The 26,425-nt window shown below is 62.0% G+C and carries 22 protein-coding genes; 19 read left to right on the top strand and 3 right to left on the bottom strand.

What is annotated here, in order from left to right; genetic code table 11:
• Positions 1-23 precede the first annotated feature (23 nt).
• The 3 genes from DID96_RS12460 to DID96_RS12450 all read left to right on the top strand — a co-directional run bounded on the left by DID96_RS12460 (position 24) and on the right by DID96_RS12450 (position 4,513).
• Positions 24-1,760 (top strand): hypothetical protein, encoded by a 1,737-nt coding sequence (locus tag DID96_RS12460; protein ID WP_124599630.1) that lies wholly within the window; start codon positions 24-26, stop codon positions 1,758-1,760.
• A 49-nt stretch (positions 1,761-1,809) separates the two neighbouring features.
• Positions 1,810-3,249 carry a hypothetical protein gene (locus tag DID96_RS12455; RefSeq protein ID WP_124599629.1) on the top strand — a complete coding sequence of 480 codons (1,440 nt, stop codon included), beginning with the start codon at positions 1,810-1,812 and terminating at the stop codon, positions 3,247-3,249.
• 79 nt (positions 3,250-3,328) lie between these two features.
• Positions 3,329-4,513: a hypothetical protein gene (locus DID96_RS12450; RefSeq protein ID WP_124599628.1), complete on the top strand. Its 1,185-nt coding sequence runs from the start codon at positions 3,329-3,331 to the stop codon at positions 4,511-4,513.
• Between the two features lie 370 nt (positions 4,514-4,883).
• On the opposite strand, the gene DID96_RS12445 is transcribed toward DID96_RS12450, so the two are convergent.
• The gene (locus tag DID96_RS12445; protein ID WP_124599627.1) at positions 4,884-6,284 is read right to left on the bottom strand and encodes a heavy metal sensor histidine kinase; all 1,401 of its coding nucleotides are present in this window, start codon (positions 6,282-6,284) and stop codon (positions 4,884-4,886) included.
• Positions 6,281-6,952 (bottom strand): heavy metal response regulator transcription factor, encoded by a 672-nt coding sequence (locus tag DID96_RS12440; RefSeq protein WP_124599626.1) that lies wholly within the window; start codon positions 6,950-6,952, stop codon positions 6,281-6,283. Before DID96_RS12440 ends, DID96_RS12445 begins: the two co-directional genes overlap by 4 nt.
• A 798-nt stretch (positions 6,953-7,750) precedes the next feature.
• Here DID96_RS12440 and DID96_RS12430 point away from each other — a divergent pair.
• The 16 genes from DID96_RS12430 (at position 7,751) to DID96_RS12360 (ending at position 24,387) form a co-directional block, all read left to right on the top strand.
• Positions 7,751-8,050, top strand: a complete 300-nt coding sequence (locus DID96_RS12430) for a hypothetical protein (RefSeq protein WP_124599625.1) — start codon at positions 7,751-7,753, stop codon at positions 8,048-8,050.
• Positions 8,047-9,528, top strand: coding sequence for a TolC family protein (locus tag DID96_RS12425; protein WP_124599624.1), 1,482 nt, complete (start codon positions 8,047-8,049; stop codon positions 9,526-9,528). The genes DID96_RS12430 and DID96_RS12425 overlap by 4 nt, the downstream gene beginning before the upstream one ends.
• A 1-nt stretch (position 9,529) precedes the next feature.
• Positions 9,530-10,825, top strand: coding sequence for a copper oxidase (locus DID96_RS12420; protein ID WP_124599623.1), 1,296 nt, complete (start codon positions 9,530-9,532; stop codon positions 10,823-10,825).
• 65 nt (positions 10,826-10,890) lie between these two features.
• Complete coding sequence (locus DID96_RS12415) at positions 10,891-11,238, top strand: copper-binding protein (protein WP_124599622.1); 348 nt, start codon at positions 10,891-10,893, stop codon at positions 11,236-11,238.
• 64 nt (positions 11,239-11,302) lie between these two features.
• Positions 11,303-11,677, top strand: a complete 375-nt coding sequence (gene copC / locus DID96_RS12410) for a copper homeostasis periplasmic binding protein CopC (RefSeq protein ID WP_124599621.1) — start codon at positions 11,303-11,305, stop codon at positions 11,675-11,677.
• The gene (locus DID96_RS12405) at positions 11,677-12,618 is read left to right on the top strand and encodes a copper resistance D family protein (RefSeq protein WP_124599620.1); all 942 of its coding nucleotides are present in this window, start codon (positions 11,677-11,679) and stop codon (positions 12,616-12,618) included. Before copC ends, DID96_RS12405 begins: the two co-directional genes overlap by 1 nt.
• Positions 12,619-12,880: 262 nt before the next feature.
• Entirely contained in the window at positions 12,881-13,198 is a 318-nt protein-coding gene (locus DID96_RS12400; RefSeq protein WP_124599619.1) for a DUF4148 domain-containing protein, read from the top strand.
• 578 nt (positions 13,199-13,776) lie between these two features.
• Positions 13,777-13,950, top strand: a complete 174-nt coding sequence (locus DID96_RS38275; protein ID WP_185732236.1) for a hypothetical protein — start codon at positions 13,777-13,779, stop codon at positions 13,948-13,950.
• On the top strand, positions 13,947-14,315 hold the full coding sequence (locus tag DID96_RS12395; protein WP_124599618.1) for a hypothetical protein: 369 nt from the start codon (positions 13,947-13,949) through the stop codon (positions 14,313-14,315). Before DID96_RS38275 ends, DID96_RS12395 begins: the two co-directional genes overlap by 4 nt.
• Positions 14,316-14,407: 92 nt before the next feature.
• Positions 14,408-15,700 carry a TolC family protein gene (locus tag DID96_RS12390; protein WP_124599617.1) on the top strand — a complete coding sequence of 431 codons (1,293 nt, stop codon included), beginning with the start codon at positions 14,408-14,410 and terminating at the stop codon, positions 15,698-15,700.
• 11 nt (positions 15,701-15,711) lie between these two features.
• Positions 15,712-17,241, top strand: coding sequence for an efflux RND transporter periplasmic adaptor subunit (locus DID96_RS12385; RefSeq protein WP_124599616.1), 1,530 nt, complete (start codon positions 15,712-15,714; stop codon positions 17,239-17,241).
• Complete coding sequence (locus DID96_RS12380) at positions 17,238-20,444, top strand: efflux RND transporter permease subunit (RefSeq protein WP_124599615.1); 3,207 nt, start codon at positions 17,238-17,240, stop codon at positions 20,442-20,444. Before DID96_RS12385 ends, DID96_RS12380 begins: the two co-directional genes overlap by 4 nt.
• A complete protein-coding gene (locus DID96_RS12375) occupies positions 20,441-20,794 on the top strand; it encodes a copper-binding protein (protein WP_124599614.1) in 354 nt (117 codons plus the stop codon). The genes DID96_RS12380 and DID96_RS12375 overlap by 4 nt, the downstream gene beginning before the upstream one ends.
• Before the next feature lie 111 nt (positions 20,795-20,905).
• A complete protein-coding gene (locus tag DID96_RS12370; RefSeq protein WP_124599613.1) occupies positions 20,906-21,223 on the top strand; it encodes a P-II family nitrogen regulator in 318 nt (105 codons plus the stop codon).
• Between the two features lie 178 nt (positions 21,224-21,401).
• Positions 21,402-21,803 (top strand): Cu(I)-responsive transcriptional regulator, encoded by a 402-nt coding sequence (gene cueR, locus DID96_RS12365; RefSeq protein WP_124599612.1) that lies wholly within the window; start codon positions 21,402-21,404, stop codon positions 21,801-21,803.
• Between the two features lie 148 nt (positions 21,804-21,951).
• Positions 21,952-24,387 (top strand): heavy metal translocating P-type ATPase, encoded by a 2,436-nt coding sequence (locus DID96_RS12360; RefSeq protein WP_124599611.1) that lies wholly within the window; start codon positions 21,952-21,954, stop codon positions 24,385-24,387.
• A 138-nt stretch (positions 24,388-24,525) separates the two neighbouring features.
• On the opposite strand, the gene glmS is transcribed toward DID96_RS12360, so the two are convergent.
• A complete protein-coding gene (gene glmS / locus DID96_RS12355; protein ID WP_124599610.1) occupies positions 24,526-26,355 on the bottom strand; it encodes a glutamine--fructose-6-phosphate transaminase (isomerizing) in 1,830 nt (609 codons plus the stop codon).
• Positions 26,356-26,425: the final 70 nt, after the last annotated feature.

The raw sequence follows: 26,425 nt of genomic DNA, 5'->3' as shown, positions 1-26,425 counted from the left end.
CCACTTCCTCACGGAGTTTGAACATGCCTGATATCGACGACTCGATGCAGAAGGCCGGCGCACTGGCAGATGCCCTGCAAGATCTGCTGCGCCAGATGATCGAGAAGATCATCGGCGGGCCCAGCAAAGGCAAGAACGGTGAACCGCTGCGCGACGTGTGCGTGATGGTGCGACCGCTGGGTGATCCGATCGATCCACGCGACTTCTCTTATGCTTGGGATCCCGCCGGCGGCGATTCTGCGGCGGACATGCAGGACGACGGCAAGCTCGGTACCTCCGCGCTCGCTGCAGCGCCTGCGCCGGCCCCCGGCGCGCCTGCGGCGGCGCCGGTCGTGGACGAGAAGCTGCAACACGCGCTGGCCAGCGCGCGCAACATCGCGACCAAGTTCGACCAGATGATGCGCGTCACCGACGACGGCTCCTACCGTCCGTTCACCAGCGCCGGGACGCTCAGCAGCTCCTACGAGGCCATCATCACCAAGGCCCAGGGCATTCCCGCGCCGCCGTTGCCGGCGAATATCCAGAAGCAGATCGACGATGCGATGCACGTCTTGTACGTCTTCGACGACGCCGGACAGCAAAAGGGACACACGCGCGACTATAAGACCTACCAGCAATTGCGCCTCGCCTATACCCAAGCGGAAGCGGACTTCGCCAATGCGCAGGCTGCGGCCATGTCCAACGCCGCGCTCGGCCAGGCCTGGCCGGTCGCCTCCAAGGCGCTGAAGGCTGCCGTGGACAACGCCTACGACGATTGGCGCTCGGCCAATGCCGAGAAGATCGAGAACGCGCTGGAGACGGTCAAAGGCATCGGCGGCTCGATCGGCAATCACTTCTTGGCGCAGGCGCGCAGCCTGTTCGATGCGTGGAGCCTGTCCTTGGCCGGTGGCGTCGCGGTCGGTGTCCCCTACACCCAGGTGATGCCGTCCACCTGGTACGACCCGAACGACAAGGAGAACGGTTTCACGACGATCACGGCCTCGAATTCCCAATTCCTCGCCTACGGGCAATCGCGCTGCGCCCAACAGGCGTCGAGCTGGTATCAAGGCCATTCCTCGTCGACTAGTGGCGGTGGCGGCGGCATGATCTTCGGCGTGACCTTCGGCGCCAGCGGGGGCCACAGCGATTCCGATCAGCACCAAGGCTCGCAAGGCTCCTCGTCGCAGAGCAGCTCGTTCAGCCATTCGATGAGCAACGTGAGCATTCAGATCGAATTCGGCCTGTGCGACATCTATCGCCCCTGGCTGCTGCGCGAGCTGTTCGTCATCGACGGCTGGTATCTGCCCGGCGAGAAGGACCAGGTCGTCAGCGACGGCACCATCGGCGGCCAAAAGGGCGACGACGACAAGCACCTGCTGCCGATGATCCCGACGCAGTTCCTGGTCGTGCGCAACGTCAAGATCACCGCCGACGGCTGGGGCGACACGGGCAACCAGATGAGCCAGTTCTGCCGCGACGCTTCGTCCGAGGGTGAGTCGAGCAGCAGCCACGTTAGCGGTGGCGTCGGTTTCCTCTGCCTGGGAGGCACGGTCAGCCACGACAACGCGGATTGGTCGGGCTCGGATTCCGAGTCCTCCAGCGCCGCGGGCTCCTGGTACTACAGCGGAGACGCCAACCACGGGACACTCGCGATCAACGGCTGCCAGATCGTCGGTTGGGTCGGCGAAATCGTGCCGGTGGCGCCCAAGATCGATGGCACCAAGCAGAGTGCACCAGCACCCACGCCCGGCCCGGCCCCGGCGCCGGCGCCGGCCGGCTAGGGCGGCCCGAGCCTGCAGCAACCCGCGAATCCAGCAAGGGAGCATCCGCATGGACACCTCGGCAATCGACCAGTTGGCGCAGAGCCTGAAGGAATTCCTTCTGGCGCAGTTCAATGCGCCACCCGGGACGAGCCACACGCTGGCCTTTCTGGGCACCGGCGTGGCGGTTCAGCCGGAGTCCTTCTTGAGCGACGGGCAGTTCAACCCGGCTCGCATCAACCACTGGCTGTCGGTGGTCGCAGATCCTTTGGCCTTGGTCCTCAGGCCCGAGAACCTCGCCCAAGCCACCCCCTGGACCGCGACGACGCTGATGGAAGCCTTGGCCACTCAGGCCCAATCGCTTGCGGCCCCGGACAGCGATGAGCAGAAGGGGTTTCAGCGCGCGCGCAGCCAGGCGGCGGAAAACCTTGGTGGCGACACCAGCGTGGCGACCGCGCCGCTGGATTGGTACGACCCGGCGCAACTACCGCAGTGGCCGCATTGCATCCTGCAGACAGGCCAAACTCAGGTGGACCGCACCGACACAGGGCCCGACGGACCCGGAGAGCGACGGCGCCCCCCCGAGCTTCCGCCGATGCAGGGCGGTGTGCGTCCACCACTGTGGGCCTGGCGCACGATGGCCGCGGTGCACGTCGAGGACAGCGATCAGTTCGTCTCGCGCTTCGCCACCGTGGACCAGCTGCACCTGCCACCGGGGCTGGCGACCCAATTGTTGCTTAACCAGCCCCTGCACGTGGTCGCGGCAGCCGCCGCACCTGCAGCGGCTTCCTCGCCTCCATCATTGAGCGAACCCATCGCGATCCTGCGGCAGCCGATCGCGATGAGAGCGTCTTTGGCCGCGGCGAGGATCGCTTCCAGTTCGATCGTCGAATCGGTCCCAGCGCATCCCGTGCCGACAGTCGAGCGACCGGTATCGGCCTTGTTGATGCCGCAAGCCATCCAAGCCGCCGTCACCGCCACGGCTCCCGCGACGCGTGCGCCGCTGGCCATCCAATCGGTGCCGCGGGCGCGCATCAACGCGCTCCAGGCGTTCGAAATGTCGCAGGCCATTTGCGCCGCCGCCGACACGGCATCGACTCAGACCGTCGCCGCGAACGCCTTCTCGCTGGACATGCGCTACCGCGTGGTCGAGTTGTCGCGTTTACCTTGGTGGAGCGAGCTGCTGTTGACCCTGGCCAATTGGTGCGTGCCGGGCATGGAGCGCGGTGCCCTGGTGGCCGAGGCTACGGCCGATCGGATGACGGGTTTGCCTGTCGCGCTACTGCTGACATCGGACGTCAAGCTGGAGTCCGACTGGTCCGAATCCGACCGCACTGCGGCCAGCAGCAGCACGCATTTTGGCCCGTGGATACTCAACGGCGCCAGCTTTTCATCGAGCACGCAGACCGGCAAGGCCGTCATGGCCATTCCCGGCATTCAGGTCATCGGCTGCATCTACCGCGAGCTGCCCGCACTACCGCCATGCGCTGCGGCGCCGGCTATAGCATGAAGGCGCTCGGTTGGCCGCCAGTCGGATCGCACATGACCGTGGGAGTAGCTCCAATGCAGAGGTTGAGAAAGGAGAAGTGATGACGATGCAGGTAACCGAGCACTCCGTCGCCGGTTGGCAGGCCTTCGCCAACACGGTCTCCTTCGTTCCGGATCCGATGATCCTGCGCGCGGGCGAGGTGTTCGCGAACGGAGCCAAGGGAGCCAAGGCGCTCGCGGCCTCGGACTTGGAGGTGATGACCGCGCTTCGCGACAACATTGGAGGGCTGATCGAATTCTTCGACTTGTTGGTCGCGTATGACCGGATGCCGCTGATCGACTACGAATACACCTTCGACAAGGACTCGGTGCCGATGCCGATCGGAACGTTGCTCGGAGACAAGGCGCTGCCGGTGACGATCGGCTACCGAGCCTATGAATCGGTCAAGATGGGCGCGCTGCGGTTGCTGGCGGCGATGGACCTCGGCCGCATTGCGCAGTTCGGCCACCAACTGGCTGAGTTGAACGCGCTGCGCTACCAGTGGCGGCCGCGTCTGGATGACGGCAACCAGGAGGGGTGGCTAGCTCAGGCGGCGCAACTAGACCCGGCGACGCAACTGGCGGCGCAGTTCCTGCTGGGCGGACTTATTTTCAGCGGCTTCGCGCAGGCGAGTGTCACCGACCACATCATGCAGCCCAAGCGCTCGCGCTTGTACCTAGCGCTGACCGCCGCGCCACCCACCACGGGCGGTGTGACGCATGAAGAAGAGGAGGCGGTGTTCACGGCGGCCGAGCAAGGCCTGCATGGGACGCGTGCGAGCGCACGCCGGCTAGACGCGCTGCCCCCGGTGCTGCCTTATCTGCTGGCAAAGGCTCCCGACACGGTGACGGCCGCCGACCTGCTGAAGCAGGCGCTGGACTTCGCCAACACGAACGAGGGCGACTCCTATCACCAGGCGGCGGCGCTGATCCGTGGGGATGGGATACAGGCGGCACAGACCGCCGATTTGGCGAAGGCCGCTAGGGCGCAGGCGCAGGCGCTGCTAACACCCTTCTCGAAGCTGGCGGATGGCGAAGGGGGGCTGAAAGTGGAGGCGAGCGTAGGGTTCGAAGGGCCCAAGCTGTCCGCCAGCAAGACGCTTTACGCGCCAGCCTGGCTGAAGCTGTGGTGGAACGACCAAACGCCGTTCGGCGGCTTGCGCAAGACCTTCCGCCGGATGTGGCTGGCCCACGAAAGCTATGAGGCGCTGGAGAAGCGACTGATCGCCGCATGGGCGCGGGGCTGACCCGTTTCCACGCTCCGCAGGCCTCCAGGAAAAGGTGTCTCGAAGGCACCGACGAGACGACCGATCGGCTCGTCGTGACGACCGCTACAGACCAATGAGCCGCTCTCGTTGTGGGCTGTTACCGTACCGCTCGTTGTATTTGCCGTGTGGTTCTTCGCGACCGGCGTATTCTTCGCCTGGCTAAACAATCGCCTCTGGCCAGACCGTTGACGAAGAAATTGGGTTCGCATATTCCACCTCGGATGTAGCAACGCATGAACGACAGGGGCTCTACGGCTTCACCCTCAACAGAGGGGCGTCAAGGGAGCACATTCCATTCCCTGTTCGAGGCGCCAAGAACGACCACTGGCAGTAGGCGTTGAGCATTGCGTCAAGCGGTGGAATTGTTGGGAAACTGCAATGCAAAGGTCGTTCCGGCATCGCCACTTGTCACTTCCACTTTGCCTCGGTGAAGTTCCATGATGGACTTGACGATAGCGAGCCCGAGGCCGGCATTCTTTGACGAACCGTGTCGCGATGGGTCCACTCGATAGAATCTCTCAAAAATTTTGTCGAGGTGTTCCGGCGCAATCAAGTTTCCTTGATTCGTTACCTCGATTACCGTGTATTGAGCCGAGTGCGTTGACTTCAGCCTTACGGTCGAGCCCGGGAAGGCATGGTCGAGCGCGTTCGAAACCAGGTTGCTGACCGCACGTCTGAAGAGCGTTGCGTCAGCGGAGACCTGGTCGGCTCCCTCGACGATGATGTTGACGTCCTTGTCCTCCGCGATGCTTTGGAAGTACGAAGCTAGCCGCCGCAGCTCAGCCGCCGCATCGATGTCGGATAGTTTGAGATGCTGTTGGGCGTTGGTGGTGCGCGCGAGAAACAGCATGTTCTCAATCATTCGCTGCAGGCGTTCGCACTCCTCGATGTTGGAGTCGATGAGCGCCTCGTATTCGTCGGTGGTCCTGGGGCGCGACAGCGTAATTTGGGACGAACTGATGACGTTCGCGAGCGGGGTTCGCATGTCATGGGCGAGGTCCGACGAGAACTGGGAAAGGCGTGCGAACGCCCGTTCCAGACGGTCCAGCATACGGTTGACCGAGGCGGCAAGTTCGTGAAGCTCGACAGGGCCGCCTCGTATATCGAGACGTTCGCTTAGATTGTGTGCCTCAATGTTCGAAGTCTGTCGACCGAGGGTCTTGACCGGCCGTAACCCTCGACGTGCCACTGCATAGCCTAGCGCTCCGACGAGAAACGCACCGGCGGCTACCGCAACCCAGATATCTACACGGTAGCTCTCGAGCAACGAGTACCGGTCGGTGGCAGTTCGCACGAGCGCTACACGAACGATTTCACCCGATGGCAGTTTCTCCTCTGCACTTATGCACCGGGATGTCCCAATACCGATGGGGGCGCACGTATAGGCCACGCGGGCGGAATGTCGGTCTTCGATGACAGATTTCAGTGTCCCGCCGGGCTTGTCGGTATGTTCGACTAATGGTTTGTTCTGTCCGTCGTAAATGGCGAGATATACCCCGGGATGCGACAGCAGCACTTCGTGGAAAACTGCTGGGTCCGCGCGCACGGCTGCCGCCGAACCGCTCGCCCGGACGAGCTGAAGGAATTGGCTGAGCTTGCCGGAAATTTCGATATCGTCACGCCGCTTCAGCTCCGCAGACAGAGACCGATAGAGGTAGGTGCCCGTCAGCGCGAATACGAGCGCCGCAACCACCGCGAACGCGAGGGTTAGCCGCCGGAGCAGCGAATACGGGGCCGAACGGTCGGTCACGAGCGGTCCTCCAGCACATAGCCCATTCCCCGAATCGTATGGATGAGCTTCTTCTCGTATGCATTGTCCAATTTGGCGCGTAGTCGCTTGATGGCCGCATCGACGACATTCGTGTCACTGTCGAAGTTCATGTCCCAAATCTGGGAAGTGATGAACGTACGGGTCAGCACTTCGCCTTCGCGTTCCGCGAGCAACTGCAGCAATGCGAATTCCTGGGCAGTCAAGTCGATACGATTCTCGCCGCGGCGCACGCGCCGCTTGATGAGGTCTACTTCGAGGTCGGCGACCAGCAGGATGTCGCGGACATTGCGTGGAGCACGACGCAGCAACGACCGGATGCGAGCGAGAAACTCGGCGTAGGCGAAGGGCTTCAGCAGATAGTCGTCGGCCCCGAGTTCGAGTCCGGTGACCTTGTCCTCAATTGCTTCGCGTGCCGTGAGGAGGAGCACTGGGGTCTGCTTCTGACCCCGAAGGCGCTTGAGCACCTCGAAGCCGTCCATCTCGGGCAGCATGACGTCCAGCACGATAAGGTCGAAGTCCTCGTGCAGGGCCAGGAACAGTCCGTCCCTGCCGTTCTCGGCGACATCGACCGTGTAGCTCGCCTCCATCAATCCCTTCCGGAGGTACGACGCCATTTTGAGTTCGTCTTCGACAATGAGTATTCGCATGGTTGAGCGAGCTGGCTGTTGGTCAGGCTGGACAGTTCACTGCCGGAGCTTACGAGGCCCGACATGCGCGAAAAATGACCATTGGATGACGATTTTTTCATGAAACGCCCGAAACGGTCATCCGGCCCCAGATGCATGCCGTCGCGTGGAGTGCTGTGTGAAAATTCGGTCATTTTGCGGCCACGCCGTCGTCACGCTGGTAGCTATAAGCTTCGGCCGTACATCGGAACCGGGTGAGCCCGATGCCAGTTACACCCTGACACCTTCTCGACCTATCGAGCCTGATGGCCGCGTGCTAGACTCCGCAACCATGTCGTATTGGCGCAAACTCTTCATCGTCGTATTGCTGGCACTGAGCCTTCCGGTTCAGTCGTTCGCTGCTATCTCGATGAAGTGCATTGCTGCTCACGCTGAAGCAGGTGAACCGGCAGTCCGGCACGTAGTGGAGTCGATGCCGGGGCACCACCATGAAGCACATGGGTTGGCGCTTGCCGACGGCGAGCATCTGCACCATCACCACGGGAATACCCAACACGCGCATTCGTGTTCAACATGCGCGTCTTGCTGTTTCGGAACCGGTCTACCCGTCATTCCGGTCGTTGCCGATTCCTCGGATGTAACCCGCGTTACTGTTCCGTTCCCGCCTTCCGCCGGTGCCCCGTCGTTCTTGACCGACGGCATCGAGCGACCTCCACGCAGCCTTCTCGTCTAGTCATCTGTCGCGGTTAGTACGCCGCGACGCGTTCCATTCTGGCGGTTTCGCAGGACACCGCCGGTCGACTCACGACGAGAAAACGTATGCGACTGATATTTGCAGCGCTGTTCGGCGCGGCGGCTACCTTGCCGTCGCTCGTGCACGCGACGACAACCATTCCTGACCCCACGGACGCAGCGGCCTCGGTGCCGGCCATCACCGTGCCGTCCGCCTTCGACGGATACCAGCCCTATCGGGATAGCGACGGACCGACGTGGCAACAACTCAATCGGGCCGTGATGGATAAACCCGCGAAGGGCGGCATGAAGCGCGATGCCATGCCAAAGAAGCCCACCGACAGCACCGGCACGCACCACTCGATGCACGGGGATGCGGCCCAATGACAAAGCGATTCATTTCCGCGCGGATAGGTACGGGGCTTGCCGTGATGGCGTTCCTCGCCGGCTGTACGACTTTTTCGAAGGATGGCGGATTCAACACGGTCTCGTCCACGGCATCGGAGCGGCTCGGCAAGGACGCCGTCATCGTCAAGACCGACGCTGACCGGGAATCGGTTGCCAAACGGACGCAAGACCTGCTGGCAAAGCCGCTGACGATGGATGATGCAGTACAGGTCGCGTTGCTGAACAATCGCGGCCTCCAGGCTTCCTACGCGGAGCTTGGGCTGTCGGAAGCTGACTTGGTGCAGGCCGGCCGGCTGCCGAATCCCGGCTTCACATTCAGCCGGACGCGTGCCGGCAATGGCGACCTGAGTATCGGGCGAACATTCTCGGCCAATGTTCTCAGCATTCTGACGCTGCCGTTCGCCGCGCACATCGAAGGCCGTCGGTTCGAGCAGACGAAACTCGAAACCGCCGACGCGATGCTGAAGGTGGCCGCCGATGCGCGTCGCGCCTATGTCAACGCAGTCGCCGCCGAACAGGCGGCAAAGTACGCGGAGCAGGTGAAGGATTCGGCTGAAGCCGGTGCCGAGCTCGCTTTGCGTATGCGTCAGGCGGGCAATTTCAGCAAGCTCGACTACGCGCGCGAGCAGGCTTTCTATGCCGACTCGATTGCGCAGCAGGCCAAGACGCGTCAACAAGCCGTGGCTGCACGCGAAAAGCTCACGCGCACGATGGGCGTGTGGGGCACGGGAACCCAATATCAGCTTCCGGAGCGCTTGCCCGACTTGCCAAAGGAGCGCCCAGACCTCAAGGACCTGGAAAGCTACTCGATGCAGAACCGCCTCGATATTCAGGCGGCAAAGCTACGGAACCAAGGCGTGGCTTCGTCGTTGGGACTGAGCAAGGCCACGCGCTTCATCAATGCACTCGACGTTGGCTATCTGAACAACTACGAGACCGACAAGGGGCACGAGCACGGCTACGAAATCAGCGTGGAAATTCCCCTCTTCGACTTCGGCAGCGCCAAGGTTGCCCGCGCGGAGGCCATCTACATGCAGTCGGCAAACCGGCTTGCGCAGACGGCCGTCGATGCCAGTTCGGAGGTTCGCGAGTCGTACTCGGCCTATGTGACCAGCTATGACGTCGCCAGGCACTATCGCGACGAGGTCGTTCCGCTACGCAAAACCATCTCGGACGAGCTGCTGCTTCGATACAACGGCATGCTGGCCAGCGTGTTCGAGCTGCTTGCCGATTCGCGCGAGCAGGTCGGTGCAGTCAACAGCTACATCGATGCGCTGAAGGACTACTGGCTCGCGGAAACGGACCTCCAGCAAGCGCTCGGCGGGCGTCTGCCTCGAGCGGATGAGGCTCAAGGAGCGAAGCGCGAACGCGCGGTCAACGCGGCTCAGCCCGCCGCGCAATCTACTTCGGCTCCTGCGGCGCAACCGGCGCCGGCAACAAATACGGAAGGTAAATGACATGGTGTCCCGTCGACAATTTTTGAGCGGCTCGGGGGCCGCGCTTCTGGGCGCTGCAATGGTCAGCAAGGCTGGCGCTGCAACGCTGCCTGAAGCGCCCACGATGGCGAAAGCCACCACGCAGCCGCCTCTCGTGCCGCCCAACGGACGCCCGTACACGCCGGTCGCGACGCTCAATGGCTGGACGCTGCCGTGGCGGATGAAGAATGGCTGGAAGGAATTCCATCTGACGGCCGAGCCGGTCGTGCGCGAAATGGCGCCCGGTATGAAAGCCAATCTCTGGGGCTACAACGGTCAGTCTCCTGGTCCGACCATCGAAGCCGTCGAGGGAGACAAGGTCCGAATCTTCGTCACGAACAAGCTGCCCGAGCACACGACCGTTCACTGGCACGGCATGTTGCTGCCCAATGGAATGGACGGTGTGGGTGGTCTGACGCAACCGCATATCCCGCCCGGCAAGACATTCGTCTACGAGTTCCAGCTCGAGAAGCACGGCACGTTTATGTACCACCCGCACGCCGACGAGATGACGCAGATGGCGATGGGGATGATGGGCATGTTCATTGTCCATCCGAAAGACCGCAGTGTGATGCCGGTCGACCGCGACTTCGTGTTCCTGCTGGCCGCATACGACATCGACCCCGGCAGCTACACGCCGCGCGTCAACGAAATGACGGATTTCAACATGTGGACGTTCAACTCGCGCGTATTCCCCGGCATCGACCCGTTGCCGGTTCGCGCGGGCGACCGCGTACGCATCCGGTTCGGCAATCTGACGATGACGAACCACCCGATTCACCTGCACGGCTACAGCTTTGAAGTGGCGGGCACCGATGGCGGATGGATTCCGCCGTCGGCGCGCTGGCCCGAAGTGACGGCGGACGTCGCGGTCGGCCAGATGCGCGCCATCGAGTTCACGGCCGACAGGCCGGGCGATTGGGCATTCCATTGCCACAAATCTCACCACACGATGAACGCGATGGGGCACCAGGTCCCCAACCTGATTGGCGTGCCGCAAAAGGACCTGGCGAAACGCATCAACAGGCTGGTGCCCGACTATATGGCCATGGGGAGTACCGGCGGCGCAATGGGCGAGATGGAGATGCCGCTGCCCGACAACACGCTGCCGATGATGACCGGCACGGGTCCTTTCGGTCCGCTCGAAATGGGCGGCATGTTCACGGTCGTCAAGGTGCGACAAGGGCTCGGCCGCAATGACTACCGCGACCCGGGCTGGTTCAAGCACCCCAAGGGAACCGTGGCTTACGAATACACCGGCGAGCTGCCGGATAGCTGAATTACACAACAAGGTCGGCACTAACCGACCATTGAATTCATCACCTCAACTCTGGAGAAAGCACGATGAAAAAGGCATTTGTTTCGATTGCGATGGGCTGTGCGCTGGCATTTTCCTCGGCGTCGTATGCGGCAGGCGACACGGCAAATACGGACGCGAGCGCCACTGCAAAGCAAAGCGGCGAGGTGAACAACAGCATGTCGCACGGCGAAATCAAGAAGGTCGATACCGCCAACGGCAAGCTGACCATCAAGCACGGTCCGCTCGAGAACCTCGGCATGGAAGCGATGACGATGGTCTTCAAGATGAAGGACCCGGCCATGCTGTCGCAGGTCAAGGTCGGCGACAAGATTGATTTCGTGGCCGAGGACGTGAACGGCGCGCTCACCGTGACGAAGCTGCAGAAGCAGTAACGGTGTCCGACGGCGGAGCGCTTGTGGCGTGCCCCCGCATCGACTCTACGAGACGAGAAAAAACATGAAAGCCCTGACTCTCAAACATTTGGCCGGATTGGCTTCGGCGACTGTCGTTGCTTTGACGCCGGTTGCAGCATTGGCACACGGGATACTGAAAGGTGCGACGCCTGCCGCCGGCAGCACGGTCGACGTTACGCCCGAAGCCGTGCGGCTGACCTTCAATGAAGGCCTCGAGCCGATGTTCAGCTCGGTGAAAATCTCCGACGCAAATGGCGCGGCTGTCACGCAGGAAAAGGCGAAGGTGGATGCCTCCAGTCCCAACGTCATGACCGTCGCGCTGCCGAAGCTGGCATCCGGCGCCTACACGGTGCAGTGGGCCGTGATGACCGCCGATTCGCACAAGACCAAGGGTACGTATACCTTCAAGGTGAAGTGATGAACGAAGGGTTCCTCGGCGTCCTCCGACTGGCCTCGGTGGCTATCCAGAACGTCGGTTTCGCCGTCATCGTCGGTGCGCTGCTCAGCAGCCAATGGCTTGCACGCGGTGCGTCAGCTTGGCAAGACCGTGTCGGACGGCGTCTGGCCGTGACACTGCGCGTCGCAGCGATTGTTTCGTTGCTCGCGAGCATGCTGTCTTTTTGGGCACACTGCGCGTTGATGGGCGATTCGACGTTGCTCGAGGCCGGACCGGCCGTTTGGTCGATGCTGGTTGGAACCGGGTTTGGGCATGCGTGGTTGGTCGCGGCCACATTCATGCTCGGCATCGTGATTTTGTCGTTCCTGCGCTCAGGTCACGAAGCCCGTTTCCCGTTTGCGATGTGGGTCGCCCTCGCTGGCGTGGCGCTGGCGCGCAGTAACGGCGGGCATCCGGTGGACTCTGGGCTTTTCAGTTTGCCAGTGTGGGTCGACTGGTTGCATCTGCTGGCTATCAGCGCATGGGTCGGGCTCGTGCTCGTGACAACTTATGTCGTCATGCCGCACCTGCTTGACGCACCGGGAAGTGAGCGGCGAAGCAGCGCATCGTTCGTTCAATCACTTTCGGACGCAGCGACGTACGCGCTCGTTATCCTGTTCAGCACGGGCGCGTACAACGGATGGCGAGGCGTCAACACGCCTGCCAATCTTCTTGTGTCGACGTATGGCCAGGTGCTGCTGCTCAAGTTGGCGCTTGTGCTGATTGCCGCAGTGCTGGGCGGACACAATCGCTTCTTCGAGATGCCGAAACTCATGGCTGCACTCAAGAGTCCCTCAGCAGCCGAGCCCGATGGCCTCCTTCGCCGCTTTGGCCTAGTCCTTCACATCGAGTCCATCGTGCTCGCCGGTGTTCTGATGGTGGCCGCCGTACTGGTTTCTAGCCCTTTGCCTGGTACCACATAATCCAGGTCATTTTCCCCGTCCGTCCACGCGGGTGGTTCGCCTATGAAGATACGGTCTTCTCGGTGAGCCATCTCTTGTAAGCCCGGCTCAGCAGCCGGGTTCCTTTTTTATGGAAGGCGTATAGCTTCCCGCGAACCGACGGATGAACGCGGTGTGACCAAAAGGTCATTTCCACGTCACCGCTCATTCAGAGTTCGCTCTCCAGAATGTTGACTGTCGGGGTTGCGTTTGACAGCCCCGCGATTCGAAACGGAGAGAGAACGTGAATACCCGAATTGTCGCTGCCATCATCGTTGCCGTAACTGCCGCCACGTCCGCATTCGCGGACGCCGGACACGACTACCCGAACACCGTCGTATCGACCGTCGGCAACACCTCGCCTGCCTCGACGGTAAACCAATCCGAAAGCACGGTTCAGCAAGGCAAGACGCGAGAGCAGGTCCGCCAAGAACTGATTCAGGCGTATCACGATGGCATGCTGCCTAATAGCAAGCGCGACTACCCGCCGAGCCGGGAAACCATCGCCCGAAATAAGGAACTCCACAACCTGTTCGAGCCGAAGTGGGCCGCGCAGCATTGACCCGTGAAAGGGCGGCGGTGGTGCAGGCAGTATCAAGGCCAGCGCCGACTGCACCATCCGAGTGGCATACCCAATGCTGGTTATCTGGATTTAATCCATTGAAAATGGTCGTGATGAACCCGACAAGGAAAGTGAAGCGGTATGCGTTGGCGTTCCTGACCATTCTCGTGCTTGGTGGCTGCACGAGCCTGTCAAGCCAAAGAGTTATGGGCACGTCCGAGCAGCCGATAGCGATGTCCTCCACCGTTCGGTTGCCGAAGTCTTATCCGTGTCAGAACCTTCATGTGAAGCTACCGAACTGCCCGCTGCGCTGAATCGGAAAAGCAGACTACCGAGAATGCCTTCGTCGGGGCACGGCGAAGGCATCAGATATGAGGTCCTGTTGCAAGAAAACCTCAGCGGGCCATCGCCCGGCGTCCTGCACGCACTGCTTAAAATGGTCGTGCGATGTTTCTCACACTCGGCTGCGCAGGCCGCAGACTGCTCCGCAGAGGGAAAAAATAGTCGTTTCCTGACTGCTGCCGCGTGCCATTGCGCCGAACGCGAGTCGGCAACGAGCCGAGAAGTTCAGGTCAAGTATGAATGCGGCCTTCACCGTACTGCACTACTTGCGGCAATTCAATTCGGTGAGTCAACGCCGCTGGCCCAAGGCGCTGCTCGGGGCGCTGTTCATCTTTATGGTGGGGGATTGTCCTATTTCGGCAGCGGTGTTGGTCTTGGATAAAATCGGCGCGCTATACTCCACACTATGAAATTGCTCCGGACCATCATCCTCTTGCTGCTTTGCGCGGTGCTGCCCATCAGTGGGCTGGCAGCCAGCGGCTTGACCGGCGAGTGTCCGATGCAGCAAGCCATGTCCATGGACACCGACTCGAACATGTCCGCCGACATGCCCGGTTGTGACTCGATGAAGTCCCAGTCGGTCGACAAAGCCAAGGCCAAGGGCATGTTCTGCAAAGTCACTGCCCAGTGCCAGTTCGGCAGCCTGTACCATCCAGCTGCCCGCGCCGATATCAGTCGCCCAGCAGCGCTCGTCCGTCCGGTCGTCTTCCACTACGGCGAATCCCTCTCCGTCCGTGACCCTAACGGGTTGTGGCGGCCTCCACGCCTCATCTAATCCCACGCTGACAGGTTCACCGCGAATGCGGTGAGGTTCGTCCAATACCAGGACGTGGAATCCCTATGGGATTTCGCCATTGGGGTTAGAACATGCCATTCATTTTTGGCACGCCGCTGAGTCGGCGTGTTCCGTGGCGCGCGCATACGCTTTTCGCCGCGCTTTTAATTGCGGGCGGCGCGCACGCCCAACAAACAGCTTTCACACTCGACGCCGCGTTGCAGTCGGCGACTGACCATTCCGCGTCGATGCAGGCGGCACAGGCCTCCGTTCGCGCCAGTTCGGAAGCGGCCGTCAAGGCCGGCCAGTTGCCCGACCCAATGCTCAAGGCGGGCGTCGACAATCTGCCGGTAAACGGTCCGCAACGCCTCACCATCGGCCAGGATTTCATGACGATGCGGCGCATCGGCATCGAACAGGAATGGGTTTCAGGTGAGAAGCGGCGTCTCCGCTCGGCGCTGGCCAGCGAAATGGTCGGACGCGAACGCGCCAGCTATTTGATGCAACTGGCCAATGTCCGCCAGCAAGCCGCGACGGCATGGCTGAATGCCATCTTCGCGAAGCAAGCGCTCGCGCTTCAGCAAGCGTTGCTGGACCATATGACCCACGAACTGGCGGCCACGAAAGCCTCCTACCGTGGTGCGAAGGCGAGCGCGGCCGACGTCGTTCAAGCCCAAGCCATGCTGGCGCAGACCCAAGACCAGGTGCTGAAGGCACAGCAGACCTACCAGACCGGACTGATTGGCCTGTCTCGCTGGACGGCGATGCCGGTTACTGACGTTACCGGGCAGCCGCCCGCGCCAGAGTCCTTCGTCTCATCGCTGCCCCCGGATGAACTGCGCCTTTCGCAGCCGTCGCTCGTAGCCGCAGCCGACGACATTGCTGTGGCTGAGGCAGATACAGCGGTGGCCAACAGTGAGCGCAGCCCAAACTGGACGTGGGAAGTCGCGTACCAGCAACGTGGCGGAGCGTACTCGAACATGGTGTCGGTCGGCGTCACCATCCCGCTGCCGCTCAATCGGAAGAATCGCCAGAACCGCGATGTCGCCGAGAAGACCGAACTGGCGACCAAGGCACGCCTGACGTACGAGGACACACTTCGACAGGTGCAGGCCGACATTCGCAGCCAGTCCGCCGTCCTGGCGAGCGGCCGTGAGCGCATCGCCAATCTGAGCCAATCTCTGTTGCCGGCGGCGGACCAACGTGTCCAGCTTGCGAACGCCGCCTATCGCGCCGGTACGGGGTCACTCGCAGACACGTTCGCCGCCCGCCGCGCGCAACTGGATGCCCAGCTTCAGGTGCTCGACCTCAAGCGCGAGGTCTCGCAGACCTGGGCTCAACTCGAATATCAGGTCGTGCCGTCCACGATGGCCGCTGCTCAGTGAGGGAGAACAACATGACCAACAATCCGCTGAAGCGCACCGTGCTGACCGTGTTCGCGGGCGCAGCCTTGCTTGGGGCTGGCTATTTCATGGGCACACGCCACACCTCGACCGGTGCTGCGGCAGCGCCTGCCGTAACGGTCTCAGCTGGCGACAAGATTGACCCGAAGACTGGCAGGAAGGTGCTGTACTGGCATGACCCAATGGTGCCGAACCAGCACTTCGACAAGCCGGGTAAATCGCCATTCATGGACATGCAGCTCGAGCCCGTCTACGCAGACGAAGGCGGCGGCTCATCCGGCATCAAGATTGACCCGGGCCTTCAGCAGAATCTCGGCATTCGCTATGCGACCGTTCGCCGGCAGGACACGACGGGCGGATTCGATGCCGTTGGCACGACGCAATTCGATGAGTCGCGCTCGGACGTCGTTCAGTCGCGTGTAACAGGCTATATCGACCACCTGTACGCCAGCGCACCGATGCAGCGAATCGCCAGGGGTGCGCCGATTGCGTCGCTGTTCGTGCCGGACTGGCTGGCGCCGCAAGAGGAATACCTCGCGCTCAAGCATGGCAGCATGGACAGTAGCCTCCTCGATGCGTCACGTGCACGCATGCGCGCGCTGTCGATTCCCGATGGCGTCATCGCCAATCTCGACCGGACCGGTAAAGCGCAAACCCACGTCGTTCTGACTTCGCCCGAGACGGGCGTCGTCAGCGAACTGAGTGTTCGGGACGGTGCGATGGTGGCGCCGGGACAGACGCTGGCCAAGATATCCGGTTTGTCGAAGCTTTGGCTCATCGTCGAAATTCCAGAAGCGCTCGCGATGAGCGTGCAGCCAGGCATGACGGTCGACGCGGCATTCGCAGGCGACCCGGCTCAGCATTTCGCAGGGCACATTCGGGAAGTTCTCCCTGGCATCAGCACCAGTAGCCGTACGCTGCAAGCCCGTCTGGAAATCGATAACAGCGCGATGAAGCTGACGCCGGGCATGCTGATGCGCGTGCGCGTCGGCGGGCAGAAAGCAGTGTCGCGCTTGCTCGTGCCGTCCGAAGCGGTCATCACGACCGGCAAGCGCTCGGTCGTCATCGTGAAGAACAGCGATGGCCGCCTGCAACCGGCGACGGTCACGGTCGGCAATGACGTCGGCAACGAAACCGAGGTGCTCAGCGGTTTGAACGAAGGCGATACGGTCGTCGCGTCGGGCCAGTTCCTCATCGATTCCGAGGCCAGTCTGAAATCGGTGCTCCCGCGTCTGGCGAGCAGCACGAGCGCGAGTGCCATCACACCCGCGTCTGGCGCAAGCGCTGCCGCGCAGACGTACGAAACGACCGGCAAGGTCGAAAAGGTGACCGCCACGGACATCACGTTTTCGCACCAGCCCGTTCCCGCGCTCGGCTGGGGCGCAATGACGATGGCGTTCAACAAGCCCGCTCCGAATGCCTTCCCGGACGTCCAGGCCGGGCAGACCGTGCACTTCGTCTTCAAGCAATCGGACGACGGTTATCAACTGACCAAGGTTGAACCGACCGGAGACGCAAAATGATTGCGCGCCTCATTCGATGGTCCATTCATAACCGGTTCCTTGTGCTGCTTGCGACCGTGCTGGTCACCGCATGGGGTGTTTACTCGCTGAAGGAAACGCCGCTCGATGCGCTGCCAGACCTGTCGGATACGCAGGTCATCATCAAGGCGTCGTATCCAGGCAAGGCGCCTCAGGTCATCGAGGACCAGGTCACGTACCCACTTACGACGACACTGCTCGGCGTACCCGGAGCGAAGACCATTCGCGCCTACTCGTCGTTCGGGGACGCGTTCGTCTATGTGCTGTTCGACGACAAGACGGACCAGTATTGGGCGCGCTCGCGCGTGCTGGAGTACCTGAATCAGGTGCAGAGCCGATTGCCGCAGGGCGCGACCGTCTCGCTTGGCCCCGATGCGACGGGCGTCGGCTGGGTGTATGAGTACGCGCTTGTCGACCGGAGCGGGCAACACGACCTCGGGCAACTGCGCGCACTCAACGACTGGTTCCTCAAATTCGAGTTGAAGTCGGTGCCGGACGTCTCCGAAGTCGCCAGCATCGGCGGGATGGTGCGTCAGTATCAGGTGGTGCTCGACCCGGACAAACTGCGCGCCTACGGCATCACGCAGGCGATGGTGGCCGATTCGCTGGGCAAGGCCAACCAGGAGTCCGGCGGCTCGGTCGTCGAACTCGCCGAGTCGGAGTACATGGTGCGCTCGTCCGGCTACCTGCGCTCGCTCGATGACTTCCGCAATATCGTGCTGCGGACGAACGACGCCGGCACACCGGTGTTGTTGGGAGACGTTGCGCGTATCCAGATTGGTCCGGAAATGCGTCGCGGCATTGCCGAACTGAACGGAGAGGGGGAAGTCGCGGGCGGCGTTATCGTCATGCGCTCAGGTAAGAACGCGTTGACGACCATCGATGCCGTCAAGGCGAAGCTCGCCGACCTGAAGCGTTCATTGCCGTCCGGCGTGGAGGTCGTCACGACGTATGACCGCTCGCAGCTCATCGAACGCGCAGTGGACAACCTGAAGGACAAGCTCATCGAGGAGTTCATCATTGTCGGGCTCGTCTGTGCGGTGTTCCTGTTTCATATGCGAAGCGCTTTCGTCGCCATCCTGTCACTGCCGCTCGGCGTCCTGGCAGCGTTCATCGTGATGCGCTACCAGGGCGTGAACGCGAACCTGATGTCGCTCGGCGGCATCGCGATTGCCATTGGCGCGATGATTGACGCGGCCATCGTGATGATAGAAAACGCGCACAAGCATCTGGAGGCGTACGAGCACGAGCACCCAGGCGTGTCGATATCGACCGCACACAGGTGGGAGCTCGTCGCGACCTCTGCGGCGGAAGTCGGGCCCGCACTGTTCTTCTCGCTGCTCATCATCACGCTCTCGTTCATTCCGGTGTTCTCGCTGGAAGGTCAGGAAGGCAAGCTGTTCTCACCGCTCGCGTTCACGAAAACCTACACGATTGCCGCTGCCGCCGGACTGTCGGTGACGCTCGTGCCCGTGTTGATGGGATATCTCATCCGTGGACGCATTCCGCACGAGAACGCGAATCCCATCAACCGTGCGCTGATTCGGCTATACAGGCCGCTGCTCGAGGGAACGCTACGACGTCCGTGGTTCGCCATCGGTCTGGCGGCCGTGGCACTGGTACTGACCATCATCCCGGTCTCCCGTCTCGGAGGTGAATTCATGCCGCCGCTCGACGAGGGCGATTTGCTGTACATGCCAACCGCGTTGCCCGGTATTTCGGCGCAGAAGGCATCCGAACTGCTGCAGCAGACCGACCGCCTCATCAAGACGGTGCCTGAGGTCGCGACCGTATTCGGCAAGTCCGGGCGCGCTGATACGGCCACAGACCCCGCACCCCTCGAGATGTTCGAGACGACGATTCAATTCAAGCCGCGTAGCCAGTGGCGTCCCGGCATGACGCCGGAGAAGCTGGTCGACGAGCTGGACCGCACCGTCAAGGTTCCCGGCCTGTCGAACGTCTGGGTACCGCCTATCCGGAACCGCCTCGACATGCTGTCCACGGGAATCAAGACGCCGGTCGGGGTCAAGATTTCCGGCCCGGACCTGATGCAAATCGACAGCATTGCGACGCAAGTCGAAGCCGCCGTGAAGAGCGTGCCCGGCGTGACGTCCGCGCTGGCGGAGCGGCTGAATGGCGGCCGGTACATCGACGTCGACATCGACCGGCTCGCGGCCGCACGGTATGGCCTGTCGGTCGCGGACGTCCAGTCGGTCGTGTCGTCGGCTGTCGGCGGTGAAAACGTCGGCGAGGTGATTGCCGGCCGGGAGCGGTTCCCTATCAACATCCGTTATCCGCGCGAAGTTCGGGACTCGCTTGAGCGGCTGCGTGAATTGCCGGTTGTCACGGACCGTGGCGCACAAATCCAGCTCGGGGACGTCGCGCACATCACGATTGCCGACGGCCCGCCGATGATTCGTAGCGAAAATGCGCGGCTGTCAGGCTACGTCTACGTCGATATTCGCAACACGGACCTTCAGTCGGCTGTTCAGGCGATGCAGAAGGCCGTTGCGCACCAGGTCAAGCTGCCACCGGGCTATTCGATTGCCTGGTCCGGGCAGTTCGAGTACATGGAGCGAGCAGCCGCCAAGTTGCGCACGGTCATCCCGGTGACGCTCGTCGTCATCTTCGTGCTGCTGTTCCTGACGTTCAATTCCGCAGCGGACGCACTGCTGCTTATGTCGACCGTGCCGTTCGCGCTCGTCGGCGGGTTCTGGCTCATCTGGGTGCTGGGGCACGCGGTTTCCGTCGCGACGTCGGTGGGTTTCATCGCGCTCGCCGGCGTGGCGGCCGAATTCGGCGTCGTGATGCTGCTATACCTGAAGGGCGCGCTGAACCGCCGGCTGGAAGCCGGCGAGCCACTCACGGAAGCCCTATTGTTCGACGCGATTCGCGAAGGCGCTGTACTGCGCGTGCGGCCCAAGGCGATGACCGTCGCCGTCGTTCTGGCGGGCCTCATCCCCATCATGGTCGGGCATGGCGCCGGCTCCGAAGTCATGCAACGCATTGCTGCCCCAATGGTGGGCGGCATGGTCACCGCACCGCTGCTTTCCATGTTCGTTATCCCCGCAGCCTGGTTTCTGCTGCAGCGCCGTCGCGCGCGAAAGCTGAATCACATGCGGACATTCCATGCAGTCCCATCCGGCGTGAAAGTGCCTTCTACCCGATCTGGAGAAACTCAATGAAAAAACTGTTTGTTACCACCGTCGCTGTCTGTGCTATCGGCGCGTTTGCCGCTCCGGCGTTAGCTGGCGATGACATGGCCGGCATGAACATGTCGATGAAAGCGTCGGCTTCGACGTCATCGAATGCCATGCTCACCGACGCGGAAGTGAAGAAGGTCGACGCCGCCACCGGCATGGTCACACTGAAGCACGGTGCACTCGAGAACGTGGGCATGCCCCCGATGACGATGGCGTTCAAGGCCAAGGACGCCGCGATGGTCAAGCAGATTCACGAGGGTGACAAAGTCAAAGTCCGTGTCGAGAGCGTCAACGGAACGCTCACCGTCGTGAAGCTGGTGAAGCAATCCTGACGGTGTGCTGAAACGCGCGCAGGCTCGCCGTTCGGGGTGGCCTGCGCCGTCACAGCGAAGGAGGACAAGGGATGAGCGACTGAAGCTTCTATCTAGGAACAGGAGGGTGCTATGGAACTGAAATGCGTTATCGCGGTGGTACGTCCAGACGTGTTGAAGGTGCTTGAGCGCCGCTTGGGCGCGCTTCACATCCACGGTATGACTGCAACCAACGTTCGGGGATTTGGTGCTCATCCGAATCTCTTCGCGAACGACTGGACGACGGAGCACATCAAGATTGAAGTCTTCACAACGGTTGACAACGTCGATGCGCTCACGAAGGAAATCATGGGCGTCGCAGAGGAGCAGTCGGGCTGCGACGGCATTGTTGCTGTCATACCAGTTGAACGCTTCTGGCGCGTGAGTACTGCTTCGGAATCGGTGCCTTGAGTCGTATCAAGCCCGCCGAGTGCACAACCTCCGGTGGACGAAGCCTCCCGCCTTGAATTATCGACTTGTCCGACTGTCCTCGTCGTGGTGCCAGCGTCCATCGGCGCCCTTGACTCTCCCATTGTGGGAAGGTTGAGGATGTAGCTGATAAGGTGGCGGTTGCGCCAAGGGAGGGCTCATGAATATCGGAGAAGTCGCGAAATCATCGGGTGTTTCGGCCAAGATGATTCGCCACTATGAGGAGTCCGGGCTTATCCGGCCTGCGACGCGCACTGATTCGAATTACCGTCTGTACACCAGGCGGGACGTTGAGGTTCTACGTTTTATACGGCGGGCTCGCCATCTTGGCTTTTCGACCAAGCAGATTTCGGCGTTGCTGGCGTTGTGGGAAGACCGCGACCGGCCGAGTAGCGAAGTCAAGCATCTGGTTGCAGAGCACATCGATGACTTGAACGAGCGCATCCGGGAACTCGTAGAGATGAGGGACACACTCAAGTATCTGTCGGACCACTGCAGGGGCGACAACCGCCCTGATTGCCCCATCCTCGACGAGTTGGCCGGTCAATTGGATTGTGGTTGACCCAAGACAGCAACAAAACGCGGAAACCGTGCCCCAATGCACTCAACCCCAATTGAAGTCAACAATGGACCTTATGGCATGGACGGCACGCGCAAAAAATGCCGTACTTCATGTGATGACGTCCTGGAGTGACTAAAGGAGCGTCGAGATGAACGGTCATCGTGGCGTAGTCAGGTCGTACCAGCGACATGTTCAGGAACAACCTTTGCCGGACGCGCATCATGTCCATGACGGACATGGGCACAGTCATTCCGCTGGGAACGCAAATGATTCACAAGCCCATCATCACGGAGACGGTGCCTCTGGCCATACATTGCGCGACCCGGTTTGTGGAATGGCGGTTACTGAGGAATCGCGCTTCCACGCTGACTTCAGTAGCAAGAAATATTTTTTTTGCAGCGAGGCATGTCTGGCCAAGTTTCAGTTGGCGCCCGAGAAATACATCGAACCAACCACGCCAGAGGCTGCCCCGTCAGCGCCGGAAGGGACAATCTATACATGCCCGATGCACCCGGAAATCCGCCAGGACCATCCGGGGCAATGCCCCAAGTGTGGGATGACCCTTGAGCCGGTTTTGCCCAGCATTGAGGAAGGCGAGAATCCGGAGCTAGTCGATTTCCGACATCGATTTTGGCGGACGCTGCCACTGACGGTCATTGTGTTCGCGCTGGCTATGTTCGGGCATAGACTCGAATTGATGTCCGCGTCGACTGAAAGCTGGGTCGAGTTCACTCTGTCCACACCGGTTATTTTATGGGCCGGATTTCCATTTTTTGCCCGGTGCCTGCAGTCGTTCGTCAACCGCAGCCCCAACATGTGGACGCTCATCGGGCTGGGAACGGGCGCGGCCTACACATATAGCGTCATCGCGACTATTTTCCCCGGTGTGTTCCCAGAAACGTACAGCGCTCACGGACACGTCAGTGTGTACTTCGAAGCCGCTGCGGTCATCATTTCGTTGACGCTGCTCGGGCAACTGCTCGAGCTGAAGGCGCGCTCGGAAACGTCTGCCGCCATCAAGGCGCTTCTGGGGCTTGCGCCAAAGACCGCGCGTCGAATGAACGTTGACGGCTCGGAGGAAGACATCCCGTTGTCGCACGTGCACGTTGGGGACCTGCTTCGAGTGCGGCCGGGCGAAAAGGTGCCAGTCGACGGGGTCGTGACGGAGGGTTCCAGTTCGCTCGACGAGTCCATGATTACGGGGGAATCCATGCCCGTAACCAAGCGCGTCGGCGACCATGTGATAGGCGCCACGATGAATGCGACCGGTAGCTTGGTCATTCGCTCCGAAAAGGTGGGTTCACAGACCGTGCTGTCGCAAATCGTGCAGATGGTCGCGCAGGCTCAGCGGTCGCGCGCACCTATGCAGCGTATGGCCGACAAGGTCGCGGGGATATTTGTTATCGCCGTGGTTGGCGTCGCTCTGCTGACCTTCGTGGCCTGGGGACTTTTCGGACCCGAGCCGAGCTGGGTATTCGGTCTTATCAACGCCGTCGCGGTACTCATAATCGCGTGCCCTTGCGCGCTCGGTCTTGCTACGCCGATGTCCATCATGGTGGCGAGCGGCAAAGGTGCATCAACGGGCGTTCTCTTTCGGGACGCCGCCGCCATCGAGAATTTGCGGAAGGTCGATGTTTTAATCGTCGACAAGACCGGAACCTTGACCAAAGGCCGGCCAGCGTTCGAAAGAGCTGTTGGCGCGAACGGGTATACCGCCGACGAGGTGCTGCGGCTCGCTGCCAGCTTGGACCAAGGCAGTGAACACCCACTGGCTGCGGCCATCGTTGCGGCAGCACGCGGAAAGGACTTGCCTCTAGACCGAGCGGAGAATTTCGAGTCGGCAACGGGCATCGGCGTTCGAGGAACGGTTGCAGGCCGGAGGCTGGCGCTTGGCAACACGGCACTGATGCAAACCGATTCGGTATTGGTAGAGGCACTTGCCAAAGAAGCTGACGCGATGCGTGCGCAAGGCGCGAGCGTCATGTACCTAGCGGCTGACGGTCAGCTAGCTGGCCTGTTGGCGGTTGCCGACCCGATAAAGGAGACAACACCCGAAGCGCTCTCAACGCTAAAGGAAAACGGAATCCGTGTCGTGATGGCGACAGGGGACGGTGTGGTCACGGCTAAGGCCGTCGCCGAGAAGCTGGGGTTGGATGAATACCACGGTGAAGTCAAACCGGCCGACAAGCTCGGCTTGGTTTCGAAGATGCAGCAAGCCAAACACATCGTGGCGATGGCGGGGGACGGCATCAATGACGCCCCGGCGCTCGCCAAGGCTGACGTCGGTGTTGCCATGGGAACAGGCACAGACGTCGCGATGAGCAGCGCGCAAGTGACGTTAGTCAAAGGGGACTTACGCGGCATCGCCCGCGCCCGAGAACTGTCGGAGGCGACTGTTGCGAACATGAAGCAAAATCTCGGCTTCGCATTCGTGTACAACGCGTTTGGCGTTCCCTTGGCTGCGGGTGTCCTTTATCCGTTCACGGGGTTACTGCTTTCGCCGATGATTGCGGCGCTTGCGATGAGCTTGAGTTCAGCCTCGGTGATTTCAAACGCGCTGAGGTTGCGTAACGCCAAGATTTAGGCGGTGTCTCCTGCGGAATGGCAACGTTCGGGTCTCCGCGCGCGCAGTTCTCGGGTCGATGCCGAGCTCGAGAATCCGTGCGCTGACTCGCTCGTCACGCCCTCGGACGCGGAATCCGGCGAAACCCACCCCCACCCACTACTCCACCGTCACCGACTTCGCCAGGTTCCTCGGCTTGTCAATATCCGTCCCCCGCGCAAGCGCCGCATGATACGCAAGCAACTGCATCGGGATCGTATGCAGAATCGGCGACAACGGCCCGTAATACTCACTGAGCCGAATGACCTCGATCCCCGCACCGGGCGTCAGCCCGCAATCGACATCGGCGAATACGAACAGCTGGCCATTGCGCGCACTGACCTCATGCATGTTCGACCGCAGCTTTTCCAGCAGCGCATCGTTCGGCGCGACCGCAATCACGGGCATCTCGTTGCTCACGAGCGCGAGCGGCCCATGCTTCAGTTCGCCGGCCGGATACGCCTCCGCGTGGATATACGAAATCTCCTTCATCTTCAGCGCGCCTTCGAGCGCGATCGGATAGTGCATCCCGCGCCCGAGGAACAGCATGTTCTCGCGGCGCGCGAGCAGTTCCGACCACGCGATGATCTGCGGCTCGAGCGCAAGCACCTTCGACATCGCGTCGGGCAAGTGACGCAGCGCGCGAAGATGGCGCTTCTCGTCGTCGTCACTCAGCCGCCCGCGCACCTGCGCGAGCGCGAGCGTCAGCAGGAACAGCGCGACCAGCTGCGTCGTGAACGCCTTCGTCGACGCGACGCCGATCTCGATGCCCGCGCGCGTCACGAACTGCAGCGCACATTCGCGCATCAGCGCACTCGTCGCGACGTTGCAGATCGCGAGCGTGTGCCGCATGCCGAGCTGTCTGGCGACATGCACGGCGCCCAGCACGTCGGCCGTCTCGCCGCTCTGCGACACCGCGACGACGAGCGTGCGCGGATTCGGCACGCTGTCGCGATAGCGGAACTCGCTCGCGATCTCGACGCTGGCCGGCAGCCGCGCGATGCTCTCGATCCAGTACTTCGCGGTGAGCGCCGCGTGATAGCTGCCGCCGCATGCGAGCAGCAGCACCGAGTCGACGTCGTTGAACACGCGCCAGGCCGCGTCGCCGAACAGCTCCGGCATGATCGACGTGACGTCGAGCAGCGTATCGGCCACCGCCTGCGGCTGCTCGAAAATCTCCTTCTGCATGTAGTAGCGGTACGCGCCGAGATCGGCCGCGCCGCTGTGCGCGGCGACCCGCTGCACGGTGCGCTCGACGCGCCGGCCGCCGGCATCGACGATCCAGTAGCGATGCAGCTGGATGTCGGCGACGTCGCCGTTCTCCAGGTACGCGATCCGGTCGGTGATGCCGGCGAGCGCGATCGCGTCGGACGCGAGGAAGTGCTCGCCGTCGCCGACGCCGACGACGAGCGGCATGCCGTCGCGCGCGCCGACGATGCGGTGCGGCTCGTCGCGGCACATCACCGCGATCGCGTAGCTGCCCCGCAGTCGCGCGACCGCACGCCGGACGGCATCGAACAGGTCGCCGTCGTACAGGTGATCGATCAGGTGCGCGATCGCCTCGCTGTCGGTCTGGCTCGCGAACACGTAGCCGTGCGCCTCGAGCTCCGCGCGCAGCGCGTCGCAGTTCTCGATGATCCCGTTGTGCGACAGCGCGATGCGCGCGTTGTCGTCGCCAGGCGAGAAATGCGGATGCGCGTTGAGCGTGACCGGCGCGCCGTGCGTCGCCCAGCGCGTATGGGCGATCCCCGTGTAGCCCGACAGCGCCCGCTCCGCGATCTCGCGGTGCAGGTTCGCGACGCGCTCGACGCCGCGCGCCCGCACGAGCGCCCGGTCGCGGTACACGACGACGCCGCACGAGTCGTAGCCGCGGTATTCGAGCCGCTTCAGGCCGTCGACGAGGTTCGGCAGGATGTCCCGCTGGGCAACGGCTCCGACAATTCCACACATGGCGCGCTCCTTGGAAGGTGCTGTTTCGGTCAGTGACAGCGATGGTAGGGGCGGCGTGATGGAATTAAAT

It is taken from the genome of Burkholderia sp. Bp8963, assembly GCF_003854275.1.
Classification (GTDB): domain Bacteria; phylum Pseudomonadota; class Gammaproteobacteria; order Burkholderiales; family Burkholderiaceae; genus Burkholderia.
The sequence above is the reverse complement of the archived record's forward strand: the minus strand, read 5'-3'. Positions and strand labels throughout refer to the sequence as shown.